This window comes from Actinokineospora globicatena, from assembly GCF_024171945.1.
Lineage (GTDB): Bacteria > Actinomycetota > Actinomycetes > Mycobacteriales > Pseudonocardiaceae > Actinokineospora > Actinokineospora globicatena.
The window spans coordinates 1,966,173-1,985,987 of sequence record NZ_JAMTCR010000002.1 but is presented as its reverse complement, the minus strand read 5'-3'; the positions used below and the strand labels follow the sequence as shown (position 1 = coordinate 1,985,987).

16 protein-coding genes are annotated in these 19,815 nt (G+C 71.6%); 11 read left to right on the top strand and 5 right to left on the bottom strand.

What is annotated here, in order from left to right; translation table 11 throughout:
• The 3 genes from LV79_RS09590 to LV79_RS09580 all read right to left on the bottom strand — a co-directional run bounded on the left by LV79_RS09590 (position 1) and on the right by LV79_RS09580 (position 4,678).
• Positions 1–1,980 carry an acetyl/propionyl/methylcrotonyl-CoA carboxylase subunit alpha gene (locus tag LV79_RS09590; RefSeq protein WP_253834230.1) on the bottom strand — a complete coding sequence of 660 codons (1,980 nt, stop codon included), beginning with the start codon at positions 1,978–1,980 and terminating at the stop codon, positions 1–3.
• A 2-nt stretch (positions 1,981–1,982) separates the two neighbouring features.
• Positions 1,983–3,596 carry a carboxyl transferase domain-containing protein gene (locus LV79_RS09585; protein WP_253834229.1) on the bottom strand — a complete coding sequence of 538 codons (1,614 nt, stop codon included), beginning with the start codon at positions 3,594–3,596 and terminating at the stop codon, positions 1,983–1,985.
• 293 nt (positions 3,597–3,889) lie between these two features.
• A complete protein-coding gene (locus LV79_RS09580; protein ID WP_253834228.1) occupies positions 3,890–4,678 on the bottom strand; it encodes an SGNH/GDSL hydrolase family protein in 789 nt (262 codons plus the stop codon).
• Between the two features lie 162 nt (positions 4,679–4,840).
• On the opposite strand from LV79_RS09580, the gene LV79_RS09575 reads away from it, so the two are divergent.
• The 4 genes from LV79_RS09575 (at position 4,841) to LV79_RS09560 (ending at position 9,120) form a co-directional block, all read left to right on the top strand.
• Positions 4,841–5,428, top strand: a complete 588-nt coding sequence (locus LV79_RS09575) for an SACE_7040 family transcriptional regulator (RefSeq protein WP_253834227.1) — start codon at positions 4,841–4,843, stop codon at positions 5,426–5,428.
• Positions 5,429–5,647: 219 nt separating this feature from the next.
• Positions 5,648–6,469 (top strand): SAM-dependent methyltransferase, encoded by an 822-nt coding sequence (locus tag LV79_RS09570; RefSeq protein ID WP_253835952.1) that lies wholly within the window; start codon positions 5,648–5,650, stop codon positions 6,467–6,469.
• An 11-nt stretch (positions 6,470–6,480) separates the two neighbouring features.
• Complete coding sequence (locus tag LV79_RS09565) at positions 6,481–8,544, top strand: diguanylate cyclase domain-containing protein (RefSeq protein ID WP_253834225.1); 2,064 nt, start codon at positions 6,481–6,483, stop codon at positions 8,542–8,544.
• A gap of 78 nt (positions 8,545–8,622) precedes the next feature.
• Entirely contained in the window at positions 8,623–9,120 is a 498-nt protein-coding gene (locus tag LV79_RS09560) for a hypothetical protein (protein WP_372495295.1), read from the top strand.
• A gap of 576 nt (positions 9,121–9,696) precedes the next feature.
• On the opposite strand, the gene metX is transcribed toward LV79_RS09560, so the two are convergent.
• Positions 9,697–10,776 carry a homoserine O-acetyltransferase MetX gene (metX, locus tag LV79_RS09555; protein ID WP_253834211.1) on the bottom strand — a complete coding sequence of 360 codons (1,080 nt, stop codon included), beginning with the start codon at positions 10,774–10,776 and terminating at the stop codon, positions 9,697–9,699.
• Positions 10,773–12,077 carry a bifunctional o-acetylhomoserine/o-acetylserine sulfhydrylase gene (locus LV79_RS09550; RefSeq protein WP_253834208.1) on the bottom strand — a complete coding sequence of 435 codons (1,305 nt, stop codon included), beginning with the start codon at positions 12,075–12,077 and terminating at the stop codon, positions 10,773–10,775. The genes metX and LV79_RS09550 overlap by 4 nt, the downstream gene beginning before the upstream one ends.
• 143 nt (positions 12,078–12,220) lie before the next feature.
• Between LV79_RS09550 and LV79_RS09545 the strand changes: the two genes are divergently transcribed.
• From LV79_RS09545 to LV79_RS09515, 7 genes are all read left to right on the top strand, one after another.
• Complete coding sequence (locus tag LV79_RS09545) at positions 12,221–13,090, top strand: SGNH/GDSL hydrolase family protein (RefSeq protein WP_253834206.1); 870 nt, start codon at positions 12,221–12,223, stop codon at positions 13,088–13,090.
• Positions 13,091–13,145: 55 nt separating this feature from the next.
• Positions 13,146–14,681 carry a PucR family transcriptional regulator gene (locus LV79_RS09540; RefSeq protein ID WP_253834204.1) on the top strand — a complete coding sequence of 512 codons (1,536 nt, stop codon included), beginning with the start codon at positions 13,146–13,148 and terminating at the stop codon, positions 14,679–14,681.
• Between the two features lie 158 nt (positions 14,682–14,839).
• Complete coding sequence (gene ald / locus LV79_RS09535) at positions 14,840–15,955, top strand: alanine dehydrogenase (protein ID WP_253834203.1); 1,116 nt, start codon at positions 14,840–14,842, stop codon at positions 15,953–15,955.
• Positions 15,956–16,605: 650 nt separating this feature from the next.
• Positions 16,606–16,806: a hypothetical protein gene (locus tag LV79_RS09530; RefSeq protein WP_253834201.1), complete on the top strand. Its 201-nt coding sequence runs from the start codon at positions 16,606–16,608 to the stop codon at positions 16,804–16,806.
• Between the two features lie 7 nt (positions 16,807–16,813).
• Positions 16,814–17,308: a hypothetical protein gene (locus LV79_RS09525; RefSeq protein ID WP_253834199.1), complete on the top strand. Its 495-nt coding sequence runs from the start codon at positions 16,814–16,816 to the stop codon at positions 17,306–17,308.
• Between the two features lie 126 nt (positions 17,309–17,434).
• The gene (locus LV79_RS09520) at positions 17,435–18,892 is read left to right on the top strand and encodes an ABC transporter ATP-binding protein (RefSeq protein WP_372495294.1); all 1,458 of its coding nucleotides are present in this window, start codon (positions 17,435–17,437) and stop codon (positions 18,890–18,892) included.
• On the top strand, positions 18,892–19,791 hold the full coding sequence (locus LV79_RS09515) for a hypothetical protein (protein ID WP_253834197.1): 900 nt from the start codon (positions 18,892–18,894) through the stop codon (positions 19,789–19,791). The genes LV79_RS09520 and LV79_RS09515 overlap by 1 nt, the downstream gene beginning before the upstream one ends.
• Positions 19,792–19,815 lie beyond the last annotated feature (24 nt).

Here is a 19,815-nt window from a genome sequence, read left to right as displayed (position 1 = left end):
TCAGTCCTCCGATGGGGTTACCACGGCAAGGGTCTGGTTCAGCGCGACCTGGTTGCCCGCCTGCACCAGCAGTTCGGAGACGACTCCACCGACCTTCGCGGTGATCGTGTGCTCCATCTTCATCGCCTCGACGACCAGCAGCGGCGCGCCCGCGACCACCCGCTCACCCGCCGAGACCTTGACCACCAGCACCGTGCCGGGCATGGGGCTGGTGATCGGGCCGCCGCCAGCCGCGGTGGCCGCGGCGCCCTCGAGCGCGGAGTGCTCGGCGACCGCCCAGGTGCGGCCCTCGGCCGCCAGCCACAACGTGTCGCCGTCCAACGCCCTGGCGTAGCGCAGGTTCCGACCACCGAGGGTCACCCGCAGTTCGCCGTCCACACGCGACACCGACGCGTCCACAGCGGACCCGTCGCCGACCTGGACCCGCGCGGCGGCGGGTGACCCGGTCACCGACACGGTCACATCGCGGTCGCCGCAGGTCAGCCGGAACGGGATCGGCGCGGGGCGGCCGACCCGCCACCCGCTGGGCACCGACCACGGATCGACGACGCCACCGGCGGGCTGCAACGCGAGCAGCTCGTCGAGCGCCGCCGCCGCGAACACCTCGTCCGGCACCGGCTCGGCCCTGGTCAGTTCGTCGAGCCTGCGCTCCACCAGCTGCGTGTCGAGCCTGCCCGCGCGCACGTCCGCGTCGGCGAGCAACGCCCTCAGGAACGCGATGTTCGTGCCGACGCCGAGCACCGCCGTCGACCCCAGCGCCGCTGAGAGCCGGTCGATGGCCTGCGCCCGGTCGGCACCCCAGGTGATCACCTTGGCCAGCATCGGGTCGTAGTCGGAGCCGACCACCGACCCGGGCAGCAGACCGGAGTCCAGCCGCGCCCAGTCCGCCCCGGACGACCGCACGTCGAGCACGCGCCCGCCGGTGGGCAGGAAGCCGGTGCTCGGGTCCTCGGCGTACACGCGGGCCTCGACGGCGTGCCCGCGCAGCACCACGTCGTCCTGCACGAGCGCCAGCGGCTCCCCCGCCGCCACCCGGATCTGCTGTTCGACCAGGTCGAGGCCGGTGACCTGCTCGGTGACCGGGTGCTCGACCTGGAGCCTGGTGTTCATCTCCATGAAGAAGAACTCGTCGGGCCGGTCGGCGGAGACGATGAACTCGACGGTGCCCGCGCCGCTGTAGTCGACGGCCTTGGCCGCGTCCACCGCCGCCGCGCCCATCCGCGCCCGGGTCGCCTCGTCGAGCAGTGGCGACGGCGCTTCCTCGATGATCTTCTGGTGCCGCCGCTGGAGGCTGCACTCGCGCTCGCCGAGGTGGATCGCGTGCCCGTGGGAGTCGGCGAGCACCTGGATCTCGATGTGCCGGGGCCGCAGCACGAACCGCTCGATCAGCAGCGTCTCGTCGCCGAAGGACCCGCGGGCCTCGCGCCGCGCGGACTCGATGGCCGCGCGCAGCCCGTCCGACGCCTCGACCAGCCGCATGCCCTTACCGCCACCGCCCGCGGACGGCTTGAGGAGTACCGGGTAGCCGATCTCCTCCGCGGCGTCCACTAGGTCGTCGTCAGACATACCTGGCTGGGTACGCCCAGGAACGACAGGCACCCCGGCAGCGCTAACGGTCAGCTTCGCCCGGATCTTGTCGCCCATAGCGTCGATGGCGGACGCGGGTGGGCCGATGAAGACCAAGCCCGCGGCGGCGCAAGCCCGCGCGAACTCGACGTTCTCCGCGAGGAACCCGTACCCCGGATGCACCGCCTCCGCGCCGGTCTCTAGCGCGGCCGCGACGACCTTGTCGATGGCCAGGTAGCTCTCACGCGCGGCGGCAGGCCCGATGCGCACGGCCACGTCGGCCTCGCGCACGTGCCGGGCACCCGCGTCGGCGTCGCTGTAGACGGCCACCGACCGGATGCCCATCCGGCGCAGGGTGGTGATGACCCGGACGGCGATCTCGCCCCGGTTGGCGATCAGAACGCTGGAGAACATGCTCACATCCGGAAGACGCCGTAGCGGACAGGTTCCAGTGGCGCGTTGGCCGAGGCCGCCAGCGCCAGGCCGAGCACCTGGCGGGTGTCGGCGGGGTCGATGACCCCGTCGTCCCACAGCCGGGCGGTCGAGTAGTACGGGTTGCCCTGCGCCTCGTACTGGTCGCGGATCGGCGCCTTGAACGCCTCCTCGTCCTCGACCGACCAGTCGCCGCCGCCACCCTCGATCTGGTCGCGGCGCACGGTGGAGAGCACCGACGCGGCCTGCTCGCCGCCCATCACGCTGATCCGCGCGTTGGGCCACATCCACAGGAACCGGGGCGAGTACGCCCGACCGCACATCGAGTAGTTGCCGGCGCCGAACGAGCCGCCGATGACCACGGTGAACTTGGGCACCCTGGCGCACGCGGTCGCGGTGACCATCTTCGCGCCGTGCTTGGCGATGCCGCCCGCCTCGTAGTCGCGGCCGACCATGAAGCCGGTGATGTTCTGCAGGTAGAGCAGCGGGATGGAGCGCTGGTCGCACAGCTCGATGAAGTGCGCGCCCTTCATCGCCGACTCGGCGAAGAGCACACCGTTGTTGGCGACGATGCCGACCGGGTGGCCGTGGATCCGGGCGAACCCGGTGACCAGGGTCGAGCCGTACTCCTTCTTGAACTCGCGGAACCGGCTGCCGTCGACGACGCGGGCGATGACCTCGCGCACGTCGTAGGGGGTGCGCGAGTCGGTCGGCACGACACCGTAGAGGGTCGACGGGTCGACGGCGGGCTCCTCGACCTCGGCGACGTCCCACGGTCGGGGGGCGCGCGGTCCGAGGGTGGAGACGATGGAGCGGACGATGCGCAGCGCGTGCGCGTCGTCGTCGGCGAGGTGGTCGGTGACCCCGGAGACCCGGGAGTGCAGGTCGCCGCCGCCGAGATCCTCGGCGCTGACGACCTCACCGGTCGCGGCCTTCACCAGCGGCGGACCGCCGAGGAAGATCGTGCCCTGGTCGCGGACGATGACGGCCTCGTCGCTCATCGCCGGGACGTAGGCGCCCCCGGCGGTGCACGAGCCGAGCACCGCCGCGATCTGCGGGATGCCCTTGGCGGACATGGTCGCCTGGTTGAAGAAGATCCGGCCGAAGTGGTCGCGGTCGGGGAACACGTCGTCCTGCTTGGGCAGGAACGCGCCGCCGGAGTCGACCAGGTAGACGCAGGGCAGGTTGTTCTGCAGCGCCACCTCCTGGGCGCGCAGGTGCTTCTTGACCGTCATCGGGTAGTAGGTGCCGCCCTTGACCGTGGCGTCGTTGACCACGACCACGACCTCCCGGCCCGACACCCGCCCGACCCCGGTGATGATCCCGGCGGCGGGCGCGTCGTCCCCGTAGAGGCCCGTCGCGGCCAGCGGGGAGAGCTCGAGGAACGGCGACCCGGGGTCCAGCAGCGAGTCGACCCGGTCCCTGGGCAGCAGCTTGCCCCGGCTGACGTGCCGGGCCCGCGCCTTCTCCGGCCCACCGAGCGCCGCCTGGTCCAAGCGCTCCCGCAGGTCGTGCGTCAACTCGTCGTGCGACTTGGCGTTGCGCTGGAAACCCTCGTCCGCCGGATCCACGGCACTGCGCAACCTTGGCGCGTCCATCCCGCTCCTCGCGCTGTTAGCCACCGTTAACTACTCCCCCGATGTTAGCGCTCGCTAACACCCAGGTCCAGCGACCGGCGGGGTAGCGCCGACCACCTCGCCCAGCGGGGGGTGCCTCCATGGTGGGACGCCACCGCGGCGCGCACCGGCCGCACACCCGAACGAGGGACGGCGGTGGACCGGATCAGGGGGTCACGGACGCGCGGGGGCACGCAGCGTCGAACAGGGGTAAGGGGTGCGGACAGACCGATGGGGGCCGCCCGGTTTCCCGGGTGGCCCCCATCGGGGGTGGATCAGCCCGTGACCGAGCGCAGGGCGGTGAGGTAGCCGCTGTTCTGGCCTGCGGTGTTGGGGTGGTAGGACTCCTCGACCGGCCAGGTGACGCTGTTGAGCCAGCGGGCACCCGAGGCGCAGATCTCGTGGCCGGAGAAGGCGGTGCGGGCGTCGACGAAGGTGAAGCCGTGGGCCGCGGCGCGGGCCGAGGTGACCGTGGCGAGCACGTCCGAGGACTGGTTGATGGCGGCGCGCTTGGTCTCGCTGAGGCCGACGACGCAGGAGCCGCTCGGCTTGTAGATGCGCGGGTAGCCGAGCACGACGACACGGGCCGAGGGGGCGCGGTCGCGGATGGCGCGGTAGACCGAGTCGAGCCTGCCCGGCAGGGTGGTGCGGGCGAAGTTCTGCGCGGTCTGGTTGCGGCTGACGCACACCGAGTCGGAGCTGAGGTTGCAGTCGGTCATGACGCTGGCGAACCCGGCGTCGTTGCCGCCGATGGAGATGGTCACCAGGGCGGTGTCGGCGGTGACCGACGCGACCTGGCCGTTGAGCACGTCCTGGGTCACCGCGCCGGAGCAGGCCGCGAAGGTGAACGCGGACGGCGCGTGCGAGTTGGCCCAGAGCTGGGGGTAGGCGTTCGCGCTGCGCTTGCACGAACCGCTGCTGCCGTAGCTCCCGGCACCGAGACCGGACGAGTAGGAGTCACCGAGGGCGACGTACTTGCCGACGGCGGCTGAGGCGGGGGTGGCCAGGCCGACCAGGGCTAACGCGGCCAGGACGAGGACGGGCAGGGACTTGGGGACACGCATTGCAAGCCTCCGGGGCAGGGAGGGATTCCCGACACGATCATCACTACCAGCCACCAGGCGAACACGGAACCGTTCGGTAACTTATTCACCCTTGCCAGTTGGTGAACGTCATCCGGTTAGTCACCGCTAACCCCCTACGCACCCCTGCCATACGATGAACTGGTGCCACCAGCAGCGGAACCCGTCGCGGACAAGCCGAGCAGGCGGGAGCAGATCCTCGCGGCGGCTGCCGAGCTCTTCGCCAGGCACGGGTTCCACGGGGTGGGCATCGACGACATCGGCTCGGCGGTCGGCATCTCCGGCCCCGCGCTCTACCGGCACTTCCGGTCCAAGGACGCGATGCTCGGCGAGATGCTCACGGCCATCAGCGAGGTGCTGCTCGACGGCGGCCAGGCCAGGGTCGGCGCCGCCCGCTCACCGCACGACACGCTGGAGGACCTGGTCCGCTTCCACGTGGACTTCGCGCTGGACAACCCGGCGCTGATCACCGTCCAGGAGCGCAACCTGGGCAACCTGACCGACCCGGACCGGCGCAAGGTGCGCGGGCTGCAGCGGCGCTACGTCGAGCTGTGGGTCGAGGTGGTCCGGACGGCGGTGCCCGCGACCGAGGAGCCGACCGCGCGGGCCCAGGCGCACGCGGTGTTCGGGTTGATCAACTCGACCCCGCACAGCAGGCACCTCGACCGCGCCCAGATGGCCGACCTGCTCACCGCGATGGCTTTAGCAGCTCTAGTACCCGCCCGCGCCTAGCCTCCGCCGGGAGGGCGGTCGGCGGGTGACATAGGCCTAGACCACTGCCCACCTGGGCGGATGCCGGTGTCCACCCGGCCCCCGGTCCGGCGAGCCCAACGTCCCTGTCAGGGCAAGACGTTCGGCTCCTGTCCGGCTACCCTGTCGGGTGAGTAACCTTCCGGTCACCGAGCGGTGAGCAGACCAAGTGACGGGCGGCGACGGGTGAGCGTGCCGGGGATGGACCGGGCGGGCGCGGACGCGACCAGCTGGGTCCCGGATGGGATCGATCTGGAGCGGCCGAGCGCGGCGCGGCTCTACGACTACCTGCTCGGTGGCGCGCACAACTTCGCGCACGACCGGGAGCTGGCGGAGCGGTTCATCAAGGCGCAGCCCAACGCCCGCGAGATCGCCAGGCACAACCGCTCGTTCCTGCGCCGCTCGGTGCTGATGCTCGTCGAGCGCGGGGTGCGCCAGTTCCTGGACCTGGGCTCCGGCATCCCGACCGTGGGCAACGTGCACGAGATCGCGCAGACCGCCGACCCGACCTCCCGGGTGGTCTACGTCGACTACGAGGAAGTCGCCTACGCGCACAGCACGCTGATGCTCGCCGACAACCCGCTGGCCACCATCGTGCAGGCCGACCTGACCCGCCCGCAGGACATCCTGGACGCGCCGCAGACCCGCGAGCTGCTCGACTTCGACCAGCCGATCGGGCTGCTGATGGCCGGGGTGTTCCACTTCGTGCCGCCGGAGAAGGACCCCGCCGCGCTGGTCGCCCGCTACCGCGACGCCATCGCCCCCGGCTCGTACCTGGCGTTCTCGCAGTTCACCAGGGACCTGATGCCCGCCGAGATGGACCGGGTGGTCGAGGTGATGAAGTCGAGCCGGGACCCGATGTACCCGCGCTCGCTGGCCGAGATCACCGCCCTGTTCGCCGGGTTCGACCTGGAGGAGCCCGGGGTGGTGCCGACCGCGCTGTGGCGACCGGACCTGGGCTTCGACGACGGCGGCGACCCGAACCGGGCCGGGATCTACGCCGGCGTCGGGCGCAAGCGCTGACGCCGTGAGCCATGCCTGACGCAGCCAACGACCCGGACGGCGACCAAGCGGGTCTCGTCCTCGCCTGGGTGCGGGTCGTCGCCGCCACCGCCTACGTGCCCAGGTCGTCGACCGAGGTGCACGCCCTGCTCACCGGCCTGCTCGGCAGGCTGACCACCGCGCTGGCCACCGGCGACTCGGACTCCTCGGTCGGGTCGCGGGTGGGTGAGCTGATGGTGGAGGGCGCGCTGACCGGGGAGAAGACCCTGGAGGGCTCCCTCGGCGTGCTGGCCGACGGGCTCGCCGACGCCGGGTTCGGCGCGCGGCCGGTGGCCGGGCTGCTCGCCTCGGTCGCCGCCGGGTACGCCGCCGCGCTGCGCAAGCGGACGCTGGCCCAGCAGGAGAACATGAAGCTGGCGCTGCTGACCGCCAAGCAGCGCGCCGAACGCGACCGCCGGGCCACCGAGAGCCGGTTCCGGGAGGTGTTCGACGCGGCCGCCGTCGGTATCGCGATCACCGAGCTGGACGGCACCTTCGTCGAGACCAACCCGGCGCTCGCCACGATCTTGGGCCGTCCGACCGAGGACCTGCGGCAGCGCACACTGGCCGAGTTCATCGCCGACGACGACGAGCCGCCGCTCGTGGTCGGCGAGGCAGACCGTCGAAGAGTGGTCAGACCGAACGGTGACACCGCGTGGGTCTACCTGACGACGTCGATGCTGCGTGACGACAACGGGGTCGCGCGCTACCGGGTGACGATGGTGCAAGACCTCAGCGAGATCCAACTGCTGGGCAACCAACTCAGCCACCAGAGCCTGCACGACGCGTTGACCGGTCTACCGAACCGGCTGCACTTCGAGTCGCGGCTGGAAGCGATGCACGCGCAGACCCCACCGGAGCGGCTGTTGACGCTGCTCTGCCTGGATTTAGACGCCTTCGCGTTGGTCAACACCACCTACGGGCACGCGACCGGCGACCGGATGCTGCGCACGGTCGCGAACCGGCTCACGGCGGCGGTAGAGGGTAAGCAGGCGTTGGTGGCGCGGATCGGCGGTGACGAGTTCGCCGTTCTTATCGCGCACGAGTCCCCGCCGCCGGAAGTGTCCACGCTGGTCAGTGCGCTAGAGGCCGAACTGTCTGAACCGGACTACGACGGCGGCGGCGTCGGCCTGGCAGTTAGCGCTACCACCGGCGCGGTCCGGTGCACCAAGGCGGAGATGTCGGCGACCGAGATGTTCCGGGCGGCCGACGCGGCCCAGCGGCACGCGCGGTCGCTGGGCAGGCACCAGTGGACCGAGTTCGACGCCCACGCCGACCGGGCGGCGCGCAAGCTCGGCACCCTGGCCACCGGGCTGCCCGCGGCCTGGGAGAACGGCGAACTGCGGGTCGCCTACCAGCCGGTCGTGCGGCTCGCGGACCTCACCACGGTCCGGGTGCGGGCGCTGGCGCACCTGCCCGCCGACCGCGACACCGCGGAGTTGGCCGAGCTGACCGGCCTGTCGGTGCCGCTGGGGCCGTGGCTGCTCACGCAGTCCGCCGAACACCTCGACCGCTGGTCGGCGCGGTTCGCCCCGGTCGCCGACAAGGGCGAGGCCGTCCAGCGGGTCCTGCTGTCCCCGACCCAGTCCGCCGACGCCGACCTGTCGGCCACGGTCAACGCGGTGCTCGGCGCGACCTGCGTGGACCCGGGCGCGCTGGAGATCGGCCTCGACACCGCCGCCGTCCTCGGCTGCCGCGGCGACGCGCAGGACAACCTGCGCACGCTCAGCGACATCGGCGTCGTCACCGCGGTGCACGGGTTCACCGGCGGCCCGCGCGAGGTGGCCATGGTGGAGCGGTTCGGCGTGCGCACGGTGGTGCTGTCCGACCCGTTCGAGGGCTGGCGACCCGACTGGCTGCCGCGCGAGGCCGTGCCGGTCCGGGCCACCACGGAGCTGATCGCGGCCCTGCGCTCGACCGGCGCCTCGGTCGGCGTGCTCGGCGTCCGCGACCACGCCGAGGCCACCTGGTGGGCCGAGCAGGGCGTCCGCACAGCGGAGGGACCGGCGTTCGGCTGTCCGGGTGGGGTGGACGACATCGCACCCGGGCGCGGCTGAACCCCGACGCGCCGCTCACCGCCAACTGAGCGAATCGACGACGGCGGATCTCCCCGCGCGGCGGCCCGCTGTTGCAGGATGAGGGACGTGGACGACTCCGACCCGGCGCGCAGGAAGCGCCTCACCGAGGCCGCCGCGGGCGCACTGGCCGCCATGCGCGCCGGTGAGGACGACGGCGCCCTCGACCGCGTCGCCGCCGCCGTCCGCGCCACCCCCGACAGCCACGCCGACGCCAGCGAACTCATGCTCCTGCTCTTCCACGAGTGCAGCGCCATGGTCTCCGCCCTCGGCTCCGGCGGCACCACCCCCGTCAAAATGCAGGTCTACGACGACGACGGCCACGAAGTCCCCATCGACGAGGCAGATCCCCCCGTCCGAACCGCCGTCCGCACCCTCCTGGCCCAAGTCCACGGCGACACCGACGGCGCCAAAGCCCAAATCGACATAGCCCTGACCAACGCGGCACCGGAGGAGATGGCCACCCTCATGGTCCAAGCCCTCCGCTGGACCCTCCGCCTGTCCGAGGAATGCCTCAACCGAGCCCTCCCCATCCCCACCTGGCTCCACGAGGCCTAACCCCCCAGGCCCCTCTTACAGGCCTCACGCCCCACCAAGTCCCCACACCCAGTCCCAGCCCACCACCTACGACTGGCCAAGACCTCGACAACGGTGGCCCGAGACGCCCGCTGACGACGGTGGCCCCCACGCGCTCCACGAAGGCGCTGGTGCCAACTGCTCGATGGGGCGGACTTGTTTTGTGTGGGGGGACGGCACCCGTAGCGTCGTCAGGGGCAGGGGAGGGCCGCTCTGTGGCCCCCTGCTTTTAGCCCTTCCCCGGGTGTCGTAGGGGCCCCGCGCAAAACAAGTTCGCCCCATCGAGCTTTTCGCATTTCTCGCGTCAAGTCGATGGCGCAGCCGAGGCGTCTACCGCAGCGAAGCGAAGGCCCGAGACCCGGTCTTCCCCCAGCTCAACGCCCTGCCGCCCACAGCCAACAAGATCAACCCGCCCCAAAGACCCCCGAATACACAGCCTACTCAAGGGAACGCAAGCCCAGAGAGGCTGAAAGCAGGGCCTGTGGACAACTCAGCCCCCTGTGGACAACCAACCCGCAGCCGCCACCCAGCCCTCCACAGGCACCCAACACCCCCGCCTTACAACAACTCCTTCAGCAACGCCGACAACTGCCCCGTCTCCGTCAGAAACCCATCATGCCCAGCCGTGGACGTGATGACCCGTAACCCATCCACCCCCGGGATCCCATCTGCCAGCACCTGCTGCTGCGCCAACGGATACAACCGGTCACTGTCCACCCCAGCCACAACCGTCCGCGCCGAAACACGAGACAGAGCGGCCTCAACCCCACCCCGCCCCACCCCCACGTCATGCCCATTCATCGCCTCAGTCAGCAGCACATAACTAGCGGCATCAAAGCGATAAGCCAGCTTGGCCGCGTGATAGTCCAAATAGGACTCGACAGAGAACCGTCCATCCGGCTGCACATCCCGGCCGAACCGAGCAGCCAACTCCGGCTCGCTGCGATACGTCACATGAGCGATCCGCCGCGCGATCCCCAGGCCGTCAGACGGACCCGCAGGGGTGTCGTGGTAATCCCCGCCCTGCCAGTACGGATCCGAGCGAATCGCGTGCAGTTGCGGCGAAGCCCAAGCGATCTGCTCAGCTGAGGCGGCCGCCGGGCACGCGAGGAGTAGCAGCGCGGCGACCCGGTCAGGCGTGGCGACAGCCCATTCCAAGGCGCGCATGCCGCCCATCGAGCCACCCAGCACGGCGGCCCATCGGGAAATGCCCAGCGCGTCGGCTAGGACGACCTCAGCGGCCACCTGCGCGCGGATCCCCACGGAAGGGAACCGGCTCCCCCAGGCGCGGCCGTCCGGGGCGGGGCTCGACGGGCCGGTGGTGCCCTGGCAGCCGCCGAGGACGTTGGGGCAGACCACGAAGTACCGGTCGGTGTCGACTGCCCGGCCCGGTCCGATCAGGCCGTCCCACCACCCGGCGGTCGGGTGGCCTTCCGAGGCGGGTCCGGCGGCGTGGCTGTCGCCGGTGAGCGCGTGCTCCACGAGGACGGCGTTCGACCGGTCCGGCGCCAGCGTCCCCCAGGTCTCGTAGGCGATGCGCGCGCCGGGGACTGGACCCTCGAGCGCGACCCACTGGCGGCGCCCCGAGGGGTCCCCCTCCCGCCACGCACCGGTGGCGGGAAGGGGGGCGGTGCTCACAGTTCGGCCTTGGCGGCCCGGAAGCCTGCCTCCAGGTCCGCCTTGAGGTCCTCGAGGTTCTCGATGCCGACCGACAGCCGGACCAGGCCCGGGGTGACGCCGGAGGACAGCTGCTCCTCCTCGACCAGCTGGCTGTGGGTGGTGCTGGCCGGGTGCACGATCAGGCTGCGCACGTCGCCGATGTTGACCAGCTGGCTGAACAGCTCGGTGCCGTCGACGAACTTGCGGCCCGCCTCGACGCCGCCGCGCAGGTCGAAGGAGACGATGGCACCGGCGCCGCGCGGCAGGTACTTCTGCGCCGCGGCGTGGAACGGGCTCGACGGCAGACCGGCGTAGTAGACCTTCTCCACCTCGTCGCGCTGCTCGAGCCACTCGGCGAGCGCCTGGGCGTTGGCGACGTGCCGCTCGATGCGCAGCGACAGCGTCTCGATGCCCTGCAGGATCAGGAAGGCGCTGAACGGCGAGATGGACGCGCCGGTGTCGCGCAGGCCCTGGATGCGGGCCTTGGCGGCGTAGGCGCCTGGGCCGAGGGCCTCCCAGTACTTGAGGCCGTGGTAGCTCGGGTCCGGCTCGGTGAAGCCGGGGAAGCGGGCCGGGTCCTTGCCGAAGTCGAAGGTGCCGCCGTCGACCAGGACGCCCGCGATGGTCGTGCCGTGGCCGCCGAGGTACTTCGTGGCCGAGTGCACCACGATGTCGGCGCCGTGCTCGATCGGGCGCAGCAGGTACGGGGTGGGCACCGTGTTGTCGACGATCAGCGGAACGCCGACCTCGTGCGCGGTGTCGGCGACGGTCCGGATGTCGAGGACGTTGCTGCCCGGGTTGGCCAGGGTCTCGGCGAAGAACGCCTTGGTGTTGGGCCGCGACGCCGCGCGCCACTGCTCGGGGTCGTCCTGGTTCTCGACGAAGCTGACCTCGATGCCGAGCTTGGGCAGCGTGTAGTGGAACAGGTTGTAGGTGCCGCCGTAGAGCGACGGGCTGGAGACGATGTGGTCGCCGGACTGGGCGAGGTTGAGGATGGCCGCGGTGGTGGCCGCCGACCCGGAGGCGAACGCGAGCGCGGCGACGCCGCCCTCCAGCGCCGCGACGCGCTGCTCGAGCACGTCCTGGGTCGGGTTCATGATCCGGGTGTAGATGTTGCCTGGCTCGACGAGGGCGAACAGGTCGGCACCGTGCTGGCTGTCGCGGAAGACGTAGGAGGTGGTCTGGTAGATCGGGGTCGCCCTGGCGCCGGTGGTCGGGTCCGGCGCGGCGCCCGCGTGGACCTGCTTGGTCTCGAACGACCAGGCGGCGGAGTCGGTCATCTTCGGTCTCCTCGGGATTGATCGTCTAGCTGACAGCCGTATGGAGGAAGCTAGCTGCGCTGACCGGGTGCCCGGCAGACCGTCCACAGTCTGGAATATCCGAAACGGTTGCTGATACCACCCGCTCGGGTGAGGATCGGGGCATGCGCGTCGCCGCGATCGCCCTCTCGGTGTTCCTCGTCTGCGCTTCGACGACGCCCGCGGTGGCCGTGACGCCGCGACCGGTGTTCCAGCACTACGTCGCACTTGGCGACTCTTACGCTGCCGGACCGGGTATCCCGCGGCAGAACGGGACGCCGACCGGCTGTGGACGTTCATCGGCGAACTACGCGGGCAAGTTGGCCCGGTGGCTGCGTGTCACCCGATTTGTTGACGTGAGTTGCGGTGGCGCGACAACCGTGCACATGACGCGCCCGCAAGCGGTGCCGGAAGGCGAGAATCCTCCGCAATTCGACGTGTTGCGCGCGGACACCGACCTCGTGACGATCACGATCGGCGGCAACGACTTCGGTTTCGGCGAGATCCTGGCGACCTGCGCGCGGCTCGGCGCGCAGGACCCGAGCGGGTCGCCGTGCCGCGAGCACTACACCGCGGGCGGTCGCGACGAACTGCTCGACCGGGTCGCCCGCGTCGGCGGCCTCGTGGACCGGGTGCTCGCCGAGATCCACCAGCGGTCCCCGCGCGCGACGGTCATCGTGGTCGGCTACCTCAGGATCTTGCCGCCGACCAAGGGCTGCTGGCCGCAGGTCCCGTTCGCCGCGGGGGACACCGCGTACTTCGACCGGGCCGAGAAGGCGCTCAACACCGCGCTGGGTGAGCGCGCGCGGGCGGCGGGTGCCCGGTTCGTGAACCCGTACCCGTACTCGATCACCCACGACGCGTGCCAGCCCGCGCACCGGCGCTGGGTCGAGCCGCTGCGGCCCGCCGCGCCCGCGGTGCCGATGCACCCCAACGAGGCGGGCATGACCTCGGTGGCGGGCCTTACCTGGCTCTCGGCCGCCACCGCCCGCTGACCGTCCACAGGCGACCGGGCGCGGGCGGCTACCGTGACCACCTGGAGGTGGCGCGATGATCACGGTGCCCGGCGTGGTGGACCGGATGGGTCCCACGCTGCTGCGCACCGTCCACACCCCCGACCCGACGCCGGTCGTGACCGACGTGGTGATCGCCGAGGCGGCCAAGCGGACCCAGGTGTCGGCGGGTGACCTCGTGCTCGGCGTCGCCACGGCGTCCACGGCGGACGCGGTGGAACTGGTGCGCCTGTGCGGGCAGCACAGCGCGGCCGCGGTGTTGCTCAAGCCGCCGCACGCCGCGCGGACCGCGGTGCGCACCGCCGCGCAGAAGGCCGGGGTCGCGCTGGTCGAGGTGCACGCGGCGACGGCGTGGGCGCAGCTGGTCTGGTTGCTGCGCTCGGTGCTCGACGCGGCGGCGGACGAGGCGACCGACGCGCTCAACCCCGGCCCGTTCGGCGACCTGTTCCGGCTCGCCGACGCCGCGGCCGCCGTGGTGGACGCGCCGGTCACCATCGAGGACGCGAACTCCCGGGTGCTGGCCTACTCCGCGCGGCAGGACCGCACCGACCCGGCGCGGGTATCGACGATCATGGGCCGCCGGGTGCCCGACGACGTGCTCGCCCGGTTCCGCTCGCGCGGGGTGTTCCGGGAGCTGAGCCGGGGCCGCACCGCGATCTTCGTGCCCGCGCAGAAGGACGGCACGCTGCCGCGGCTGATCGTCCCGGTGCGGATGGGCGGCGAGCTGCTCGGGTCGATGTGGGCGGTGGTGGCGGGGCCGGTCTCCGACGAGCGCGCGGCCGCGTTCGCCGACGCCGCACCCGTGGTCGCCCTGCACCTGCTGCGCAGGCGGGCCCGCGAGGACAGCGACCGCAGGCGCTCGGCGGAGTTGGTGCGGTCGGTGCTCGACGGGACCGGCAGCGCCCGGCTGGTGGCCGCCGAACTCGACCTCGCCGACGAGCTGCACCGGGTGGTGGCCATCGACGCCCAGGCCGACGACCCGAGGGCCGAGGGCATCCGGCTGGCGCTGCTGGAACGGCTGACCGGCGGCGTCGGGCGGCGGCCGGTGGTGGCCGACCTGCACGGCGTGCTGTACGCGATCGTGCCGGACGGGTCGGGGCCCGGCGGGTGGTCGGCGCTGCGGGAGGCGCTGGCGGTGCCGACCGGTCCGCTGGCCGCCGCGGGCACGCCGGTCCCGGTCAGCGACCTGGCCAGGTCCAGGGCCGAGGCGGACGAGGCGTTGAGCCTGCTGCGGGCCGGGCTGGTCACCGGGCCGGTCGCCGCGCACGACGACGTGTGGGCCGTGCTGGTACTGCACCGCACTGCCGTCGCGTCGACGGGGGCCGGTGTGGCGCACGTGGGGCCGTTGGCGCATCTACGCGCGCGGGAAGACGCCGACTGGTACCTCGACACGCTCTACGAGTGGCTCAGGCACCCGGGCGACCCCAGGGCCGCGGCCGCGGCGCTCACCATCCACCCCAACACGCTGCGGTACCGGATGTCGCGCGTCACCGCCGCGGTCGACGCCGACCTGGGCGACCCGGACACCCGGTTGGCGCTGCTCATCCAGCTCGTCGCGCTCCGCTGGAGCTGAGCCACCCGGTCGGGGTACGCCGTCGGGGATTGTGCTGCGAGCACTACCAGACGCCTTTACTCTCGGTGCGTCAGAACGATGACAGGCGCCGTGCGCTGCACGACCGTGGTACACGACACCCCAGATGGCCTAGCCACGGACCCGAGAGGACAGCCCCGGTGAAGATCGCCGTTCCCCGTGAGATCAAGAACCACGAGTACCGGGTCGCGCTGACCCCGGCAGGGGCGCACGAGCTGACCTCCCGCGGCCACGACGTGTTCGTCGAGGCGGGCGCGGGCCTCGGCTCCGCCATCACCGACGAGGAGTACCTGGCCGCGGGCGCCAAGGTCCTGGCCACCGCGGACGACGTGTGGGCCGAGGGCGACCTGGTGCTCAAGGTCAAGGAGCCGATCGCGGTCGAGTACCCCCGCCTGCGCGCGGGCCAGACCCTGTTCACCTACCTGCACCTGGCCGCCGACGAGGCGCTGACCAGGGCGCTGCTGGCGGCGGGCACCACCGCGATCGCCTACGAGACCGTGCAGACCGCCAACGGCGCGCTGCCGCTGCTCGCCCCGATGTCGGAGGTCGCCGGTCGGCTGGCCCCGCAGGTCGGCGCGTTCGCCCTGATGAAGCCCTCCGGCGGCCGCGGCGTGCTGCCCGGCGGCGTCCCCGGCGTGCTCCCGGCCAAGGTCGCGGTCATCGGCGGCGGCGTCTCCGGCGTGAACGCGGCCACCATCGCGCTCGGCCTCGGCGCCGACGTGACCGTGCTCGACACCAACGTCGACCGGCTGCGCCAGCTCGACGCCCAGTTCAACGGCCGGGTGCGCACGCTGGCGTCCAACCGCTACGCCGTCGAGCAGGCCGCCAAGGACGCCGACCTGGTCATCGGCGCGGTGCTGGTGCCCGGCGCCAAGGCGCCGACGCTGATCTCCAACGCGCTCGTCGCGCAGATGAAGCCGGGCTCGGTGCTCGTCGACATCGCCATCGACCAGGGCGGCTGCTTCGAGGACTCCCGGCCGACCACGCACGCCGAGCCCACCTACCCGGTGCACAACTCGATCTTCTACTGCGTGGCGAACATGCCGGGCGCGGTGCCGAACACCTCCACGTTCGCGCTGACCAACGTGACGCTGCCCTACGCCGTCGCGCTGGCCAACCAGGGCTGGCACAAGGCCCTCACCGCCGACAAGGCCCTCGCGCTCGGCCTCAACACCCACCAGGGCCACCTGACCAACGCCCCCGTGGCCGAGGCGCACTCCCTGCCCAGCACCCCGCTGGAGACCGTGCTCGCGTAGTCGGTCGGGGCCCCGGCGACGGGGCCCCCGCCACCAGGACCGCAGCGCCGTTCGGACCCGGTTTCCCCCGGTGCCGATCACCACTTCGAACGGCCATCGAGGTGTACCGGCTCCCTGCACGCAGGGATCAGGGAGCCGGTACGCCGACCTCGAATCCCGCCGCGGTCGACCGCCTTGTCGAGAGCAATTCGCAATAGCAAGACCGCGGCGAATAGTCGCCACCCATTACCGAAACGAATCCCGCTGGGTCCGGCGCCGATCGCACCCATAGGCGACAACCCCACCGGTCGCACACCTCGACGAGACCACCGAAGGTCAAGCGAACCCGCTGGGTCCGCCGCCGATCGCACCGTGGGGGTCCGGGGGCTCGGCCCCCGGGCGATACAACGAAACAACCCCCCGGTCCACGATCTCCGTGGACACAGGGGGGTGTTGTGTAGGGGCGGCCCGCTCAACCAGCCTGGGGGTCACTGGGAGCGGGCCACCGAGATCCAGCTTAAGGGCAAACGCTTGATGGCGCCGCACTGGGGGGTGGGTGTCGTGATTACTTGTCGAACGGCATTGAGCCCCATCGGGTGAGAAAGCTCGCGATCAGGTGAATCCACCGGTGGTCACTTGGGTGGCGGTCGGGTTCGGTCGATGTTTGATCGGTGACTGAGCCTCGCTGGTGCGTCGGGTGCCACGACCCGTTCGGCAGGGACCGCGCGTTGACCGTGCTGGTCGAGGACGACCGGGTGGTGCTGGTGCCGCCGCCGGGTGCCTCCGCGGTGCTCTCGGCCCAGCAGACGCGCTCGCTGGGGTTGGTGTTGGACCAGGCGGCCGGTCGGGCGCTCGACGGCGCGACGGGCTGATCGCGCCATGTGGCGCGCGGGCGGTCCCGATCGCGAGCGGGCAGGCCGGTCCCAGGACGACGCTGGGCAGGCCGGTCCCGACGACGCGGGTGAGCCGCTGCGCGCCGCGGTGTTGCGCCGGTTGGCGCTGTTGGACGAGGCGGCCGGGTCGGCCGACGCCTCCACGTTGCTCCCCCTGGCCCGCGCCGAGATCAGCAGGCTCGCCGACGGCTGGCGGCTGCTGCTGACCGTGCACCAGCCCGACGAGGACAGCCGCTGCCAGGCGTGCCCGGCGGGGCTGCGCGGGTTGCGCGGCAAGCGGTGGCCCTGCCAGGTCTGGCGGATGGCGCACGAGCACCTGATCGGCGAGGGCGTGCCGCACCGGGACCGGAAGCGGCCGCTGCGCAACCCGTTCGCCAGGCAGGCCCGGTTGGTGCCGCCCGAGTCGCCATGCGAGGTGACCGACCGGATACCGGTTGTGCGCGACGACTCCCCTGGCGAACGGCACGCTGACGCGGGGTGACCCCCAGGTCCGCACGGGGTGAACGATTCAGCGGGTTCCGGCGGTTTTGTCGACCAGGCCCCCACGGAACGGGGTGGGCATGGGGCAAGATGTCCGCCACGACGGGGCGGCGAGCTGGAGGAGCCTGTGCAGGACGGTAGTGGTCGCATCGTGGTGCGTGGCCTGACCAAGAACTTCGGTCACGTGGCCGCGGTGCAGAACCTGAGCTTCCAGGTGGAGCCGGGCTCGGTGACCGGGTTCCTCGGGCCGAACGGCGCCGGGAAGACGACGACGTTGCGGATGCTGTTGGGGTTGGTGAACCCGTCCTCGGGCGAGGCCACCATCAACGGGCAGCCGTTCCACCAGCTGGGCAACCCGGGTCGGGTCGTCGGCGCGGTGCTGGAGGCCCAGGGCTTCCACCCCAAGCGCACGGCGATCAACCACCTGCGGGTGTACGCGGCGGCCATGGGGCTGCCCGACCAGCGCGCGATGGAAGTGCTGATGCTGGTCGGCCTCGGCGGGGCGGCGGGCCGCAAGGCGGGCGGGTTCTCGCTCGGCATGAAGCAGCGGCTGGCGCTGGCCACCGCCCTGCTGGGCGACCCGCAGGTGCTGGTGCTCGACGAGCCTGCCAACGGGCTGGACCCGGAGGGCATCGCCTGGCTGCGCACGTTCCTCAAGTCCTTCGCCGCGTCCGGGCGAACGGTGCTGATCTCCAGCCACCTGCTGGCCGAGGTCGAGCAGACCATCGACCAGGTGGTGATCGTCAGCCGCGGGCAGACCGTGTACTACGGCAGCCTGGAGGACCTGCGCCGCTCGCAGCAGAGCCGGGTGCTGGTGCAGCCCGCCGACCCGCAGGCGCTGGCCAAGGCGCTGCAGGAGGCCGGGCACTCCTCGGTCACGCTGCTGCCCGACGGTCGGCTCGCGGTGGTCGACGCGACGGTGCAGCAGGTCGGTGACATCGCCTCCAAGGCGGGGATCGCGCTCTACGGGGTGCAGGAGGAGCAGGCAGACCTCGAGCAGCTGTTCTTCCGGTTGACCAGCGGCCAGTACAGCGCGCAGGGCTACGCGCCGCCCGGGTACGACAGCGGGCAGCAGGTGGCGGGCTTCGGCAGCCCGATCCCGCCGCCGCAGGCCCCGCAGTACGGCGGGTACCAGCAGCAGGCGCCGCAGTACGGGGGCTACCAGGCCCCTCCGCAGTTCCAGCAGCCCCAGCAGTTCCAGCAGCCTTCGCCGTACCAGCAGACCGGGTACCAGCAGCCGGTAGCGCCACCTGTCGTCCCGCAGCTACCACCGCAGGATCCGAACCAGGCGCAGTACCAGCAGCCGTACCAGCAGACCTCGCCCTACCAGGCACCGCAGCCCACGTCGCCGTACCAGCCGCCGGTGGTTCCGACCGCCGTGCCGCCGGTAGAGCAACCGCCCGCTGTTATGCCGCCGAGCGCGTTGTCCGAAGAGCAGCCGACGCAGGCCACGACCCCAGAACCCCGTCCGGTCGAGGTGGCCCCCGCGCCGCCGCCCCCGGACGCAGCGGACACGACCACACCGGACACACCTAGCGGCGAGGCTCCAAGCCAGGGCTCGACGGGCGAGGAGGGCAAGGCCTGATGGGCGACTTGATCACGGCGGAGTTCCGCAAGATCCTCACCACCAAGCTGTGGTGGGCGCTGCTCATCCCGGCGCTCGCGATGGCCTTCTTCGTCGCCCTCGGCTGGTCAGCGCTGGCCACCGATGTCGCCGACGGCCTGGCCAACGACTCGGTGTTCTCCCGGTTCGAGGTGCCCATCGACGAGATCTCCTGGTCGGTGATCGCACTGACCAGGGCGATCAACCTGTCCTCGATCTTCCCGATGGTCTTCGGCGCGCTGGCGATCTCCTCGGAGCTGCGGCACCGGACCATCACCACCACGTTCCTGACCAGCCCGACCAGGGCGGCGGTGCTCGGCGCGAAGGCCGTCACCTACGTCATCTGGGGCCTGATCTACGGCGTCGCGGTGGCGCTGCTGGTCAGCGCGGGCACCGCGACCGGGGCGTCGAGCAACTACCTGCCCGACGGCAAGCAGTGGTTCCTGATCCTGCTCGCCGGGATCATCCAGATCGTGCTGTGGACGCTGGTCGGCGTCGGCGTCGGCGCGCTGATCGGCTCGACCACCGGCGCGGTGGTCATCCTGCTGGTCTACTCCCTGATCGTCGGACCGGTCAGCGAGCTGCTGCTGGCCAGCACGGACGTGCCGAACCTGGCGGGCGTGATGCTCAACGGGTCGGCCAACGGGTTGACCGGGTCGACGGCGAGCACGCTGCTGTTCGAGCAGATCCAGGAGATCGTGCTCAGCCGCGGTGGCGACATCAGCGCGGACACCAAGGAGAACGTCGAGTCGGTGGTGCGGGCAGGCGCCGGTGCGCCCGGCGCGTTCTCGCTGTGGGTGAGCGGCCTGATCTTCCTGGCCTGGACCGCCGCGCTCTTCGGCGCCGGGCTGGCCCGCAACGCCAAGCGCGACATCACCTGAGTTATCCACAACCCCCTGGGTTGT

Bases quoted from the DNA above. Each gene is read 5' to 3' on its own strand.
- LV79_RS09545 (WP_253834206.1), top strand. From the start codon at position 12,221: ATGCGCGTCGCCGCGATCGCCCTCTCGGTGTTCCTCGTCTGCGCTTCG.
- LV79_RS09560 (WP_372495295.1), top strand. From the start codon at position 8,623: ATGAGGGACGTGGACGACTCCGACCCGGCGCGCAGGAAGCGCCTCACC.
- LV79_RS09525 (WP_253834199.1), top strand. From the start codon at position 16,814: ATGTGGCGCGCGGGCGGTCCCGATCGCGAGCGGGCAGGCCGGTCCCAG.
- LV79_RS09515 (WP_253834197.1), top strand. From the start codon at position 18,892: ATGGGCGACTTGATCACGGCGGAGTTCCGCAAGATCCTCACCACCAAG.
- LV79_RS09585 (WP_253834229.1), bottom strand. From the start codon at position 3,596: ATGGACGCGCCAAGGTTGCGCAGTGCCGTGGATCCGGCGGACGAGGGT.
- LV79_RS09540 (WP_253834204.1), top strand. From the start codon at position 13,146: ATGATCACGGTGCCCGGCGTGGTGGACCGGATGGGTCCCACGCTGCTG.
- LV79_RS09570 (WP_253835952.1), top strand. From the start codon at position 5,648: ATGGACCGGGCGGGCGCGGACGCGACCAGCTGGGTCCCGGATGGGATC.
- LV79_RS09565 (WP_253834225.1), top strand. From the start codon at position 6,481: ATGCCTGACGCAGCCAACGACCCGGACGGCGACCAAGCGGGTCTCGTC.
- LV79_RS09590 (WP_253834230.1), bottom strand. From the start codon at position 1,980: ATGTTCTCCAGCGTTCTGATCGCCAACCGGGGCGAGATCGCCGTCCGG.
- LV79_RS09550 (WP_253834208.1), bottom strand. From the start codon at position 12,077: ATGACCGACTCCGCCGCCTGGTCGTTCGAGACCAAGCAGGTCCACGCG.
- LV79_RS09580 (WP_253834228.1), bottom strand. From the start codon at position 4,678: ATGCGTGTCCCCAAGTCCCTGCCCGTCCTCGTCCTGGCCGCGTTAGCC.